The sequence below is a fragment of the Bacillus haikouensis genome (assembly GCF_013179555.1).
Classification (GTDB): domain Bacteria; phylum Bacillota; class Bacilli; order Bacillales; family Bacillaceae_B; genus Rossellomorea; species Rossellomorea haikouensis_A.
On record NZ_JABMCR010000386.1, the window covers coordinates 1 to 3,097 of the forward strand.

Annotated in this window: 5 protein-coding genes and 1 riboswitch; of the genes, 4 read left to right on the forward strand and 1 reads right to left on the reverse strand. The window is 39.1% G+C overall.

Translation table 11 applies throughout. The features are described from left to right. The 4 genes from HP456_RS21955 to HP456_RS21970 form a co-directional block, all read left to right on the forward strand. A partial coding sequence (locus tag HP456_RS21955; RefSeq protein WP_172255078.1) for a GGDEF domain-containing protein occupies positions 1 to 280 on the forward strand: 280 nt, incomplete at its 5' end. A 615-nt stretch (positions 281 to 895) separates the two neighbouring features. Further along, complete coding sequence (locus HP456_RS21960; RefSeq protein WP_172255080.1) at positions 896 to 1,603, forward strand: hypothetical protein; 708 nt, start codon at positions 896 to 898, stop codon at positions 1,601 to 1,603. A 420-nt stretch (positions 1,604 to 2,023) separates the two neighbouring features. Then, positions 2,024 to 2,120: riboswitch (guanidine-I (ykkC/yxkD leader) on the forward strand. A gap of 71 nt (positions 2,121 to 2,191) precedes the next feature. After that, positions 2,192 to 2,533: a DMT family transporter gene (locus HP456_RS21965; RefSeq protein ID WP_172255082.1), complete on the forward strand. Its 342-nt coding sequence runs from the start codon at positions 2,192 to 2,194 to the stop codon at positions 2,531 to 2,533. Beyond that, complete coding sequence (locus HP456_RS21970) at positions 2,533 to 2,847, forward strand: DMT family transporter (RefSeq protein WP_172255084.1); 315 nt, start codon at positions 2,533 to 2,535, stop codon at positions 2,845 to 2,847. The genes HP456_RS21965 and HP456_RS21970 overlap by 1 nt, the downstream gene beginning before the upstream one ends. A gap of 90 nt (positions 2,848 to 2,937) precedes the next feature. Here the strand turns inward: HP456_RS21970 and HP456_RS21975 are convergent, their stop codons facing one another. After that, positions 2,938 to 3,096, reverse strand: a complete 159-nt coding sequence (locus HP456_RS21975) for a pyridoxine 5'-phosphate oxidase C-terminal domain-containing protein (RefSeq protein WP_312857806.1) — start codon at positions 3,094 to 3,096, stop codon at positions 2,938 to 2,940. Position 3,097 lies beyond the last annotated feature (1 nt).

Below are 3,097 nucleotides of genomic sequence, written 5' to 3' on the forward strand. Positions count from 1 at the left end.
GGGAATCGTTGGCCGTTTCGGCGGAGAAGAATTCATTGTTTATCTGCAAGACACGGATAGAAACGATGCATTGAAAATTTCACAATTATTGCTATATGTCCTTCATGAGCATCGCTTTGATGCGGGAGGCGGAAATTCAATAAACATAACAGTCAGTATTGGCCTTTGCAGCAATCAGTTCCACAGCTACAATACCATCGACGAGATGATCCAACACGCAGATGAACAGCTTTATATTGCTAAAAACAATGGTCGTGATCAAGTATCTATTTGTTCGTGAAGGAATGGGTGAGTTTTGCTGTTAAGGCTGCAGGTACGAGGCTTGGAAAGAAATAAATTACAATAGTCTGAAATGCACAATGTCAGGTTAAATCTTGTTTGTCGCGGTTATACACCGTTATTGATTTCCGTGCAAGACTCCGATTTCCGCGGGCGGTTAGTGAGCTTCCTCGGTCGCACCTATCTCCCTGCGGGGTTTCACCTAACACGCTTCTCCCGCCGGAGCATTCGTCTTGCACTCCGATCAACCGCTGGAACAAGCTAAAATTTAAATGTACATTGAACAAAATAAAAACCCGAACTAATTTACCTATTAGAAGGCAATTCAGTTCGGGTTTTACTTAGACTAAAACACTCTTCCCGCCTTCCTTATTCTATATTTTAGTCTTGGAGAAATCTCTTTAATTGTTGATATTTTTCACTAATACCTCTTGGTGAGACCTTCATTTTCAATATAGCATAACCTGGATAGAAAGTATCAGCACATGGACTTAGATAACGTCCATGTGCTGAACAATATCTTAAGCTATGTTTTCAAAATTTTACTTTTAAATTGATTATAAAAAAGGGACAACCAAAACTCCAGTGCATATGTATAATAAAAAAGGATGTTTTTATGGAAACCAATCGTTATTTTCAGCGTCGTCAGCTACCCCATCTGAGGAAACCAAATCTTCAATCAAAAAGGAAACCAAAAATGGAAATCGGCAGTTCTTTAGAAGGGATAGAACCACCACAAGGGTGTAGTTTTTACCCGCCTAAATGCACTTGTCCTCCAGGACCTCCAGGACCTCCGGGACCCCAAGGACCTGTTGGACCACAAGGACCACCCGGGCCTGAAACCAGTGTTTGTGATTGTTGTGTTTCTCCTCTTCAAAATGTTTTACAACAACTAATCGGGCAAATGGTTATCCTTCCGACTATTGCGGACCCGCCAAATGAACCTCCCATTCTGTTTTTGGTCACCATCAATGAGGTAGATGATTTTTTGGTTACAGTTACAAATGAAATAACAAACATAACTTCTGTGGTCAGCATTGCAGACTTACTTGGGGTCGCCTTTTTACCCGGACCTGATATTGAACTGGAACCTCCTGTCGATTTTACAGGCGAATGTGCCTGTCGTGAAATACCACTTAGACAATTGTTTGATACACTTATCGGTTCAACAGTAGATATAAGACTCAGTCAAGGTTCCGTGGCTGCCAACTATACTGTGGACAGAACAGGTCTTGGAATTGTAATAGGTGACCTGCCTATTGATGAAGAAACTATAATCACTGCAGCTATATCCTTATGTAAAATTACACAGGTGAATCCCTAATCTACTACAACTGCTGCGGCTATGAATAGTCTGTTATTTTTTTCTCCATATGCCATAGGTGAGTATTGTAAACGAATATAATAATTACACTACTATTAATAAGATAATCATAGCCTCATTCTTTTACTACAATTCCATCCAATCCTTCTTGATTAAAAATGACATAACTCGGTGAATTGTATTCAATTGTAATTTGTATGAAGAAGATATTTTCGACATACAATTATGCTTTTTTCATTACCCTAAACGGAACAAAGAAAATAGCGTGAGACAGACGAGTATCAGCTACCGTACCCGTTTGCTTGAGTTCATTTCTTCACATCCACTACAAACACCAGAATTCTTATCTTACTACCAATACTAATTTTCTCTTGAATTACTCTACTATTTGTGTAAAATATATATCAATTGCATAGTTAGTTAAAGGTTTTCTAGGGTTCCGCAATTTCCTGTTGGTCTGGTCCGAGAGAAAACTCACAGTACTGCTGTGTCACGGAGGGATAAAAGCCTGGGAGATAACTGTTTATCAGTTTCTTTCAGGCTTTTTTTGATTTTTGTGTAAAGAATAAAAGTGGAGGTGTCATTCAGATGAACGCAAACTGGATTAAGGTATTTGTTGCTGCATTTTTTGAAGTGTTTTGGGTTATAGGATTGAAACATGCTGATGACTTTTGGACGTGGGCCGGAACCGTTATATCAATCATTATCAGCTTCTACGTAATGATCATGGCGGGACGAAAACTTCCTGTAGGAACCGTGTATGCAGTTTTTGTGGGATTAGGTACGACAGGTACTGTTATTGCTGAAATTCTTTTCTTTGGAGAACCAGTCAAAATCAGTAAAATACTTATGATTTTATTGTTATTAGCTGGTGTAATCGGCTTGAAATTAGTGACCGATGATAAAGACAAGGAAGGGGCTGAATCTTAATGGCTTGGATCGCTTTAATTTTTGCCGGGTTATTTGAAATGGTCGGGGTTGTGATGATCAATAAACTTCATAAAGATCGTAATTGGACATCCCTTGCCCTATTAATTCTTGGATTTGGTGCAAGTTTCTTATTTCTTTCTTATGCAATGGAAACACTCCCCATGGGCACAGCTTACGCCATTTGGACGGGAATAGGTGCGTCCGGTGGAGCAATACTGGGAATGCTTTTATATGGAGAATCCAAAGATTGGAAAAGGTTAGTCTTTATCGTTATGGTTTTAGGTGCAGCAATCGGATTAAAACTTGTTTCATAAGTTATTAACTTAACTTGCCTTCTTAGGTGAGGGCGTTTAGAAAAAGCCTAATACGCAGTGTTTTTAGGCTTTTTCTTCTTCCACTGACAGCTAAGCCCATAATTGAGTTCTTATCCACTCATCTCCCTCATTACTATATTTTAGTCTGATATGCTTACGTTCTTCGTCTGCTTGCCAGAATTCAACTTCACTTGCAGTAACTCTGTACAGAGTCCAAGTGGGAGATACTATATTCGGATTTTGTTCAATA

Excerpts from the sequence above, each read along its gene's own strand:
- HP456_RS21960 (WP_172255080.1), top strand. The coding sequence starts at position 896 with ATGGAAACCAATCGTTATTTTCAGCGTCGTCAGCTACCCCATCTGAGG.
- HP456_RS21965 (WP_172255082.1), top strand. The coding sequence starts at position 2,192 with ATGAACGCAAACTGGATTAAGGTATTTGTTGCTGCATTTTTTGAAGTG.
- HP456_RS21970 (WP_172255084.1), top strand. The coding sequence starts at position 2,533 with ATGGCTTGGATCGCTTTAATTTTTGCCGGGTTATTTGAAATGGTCGGG.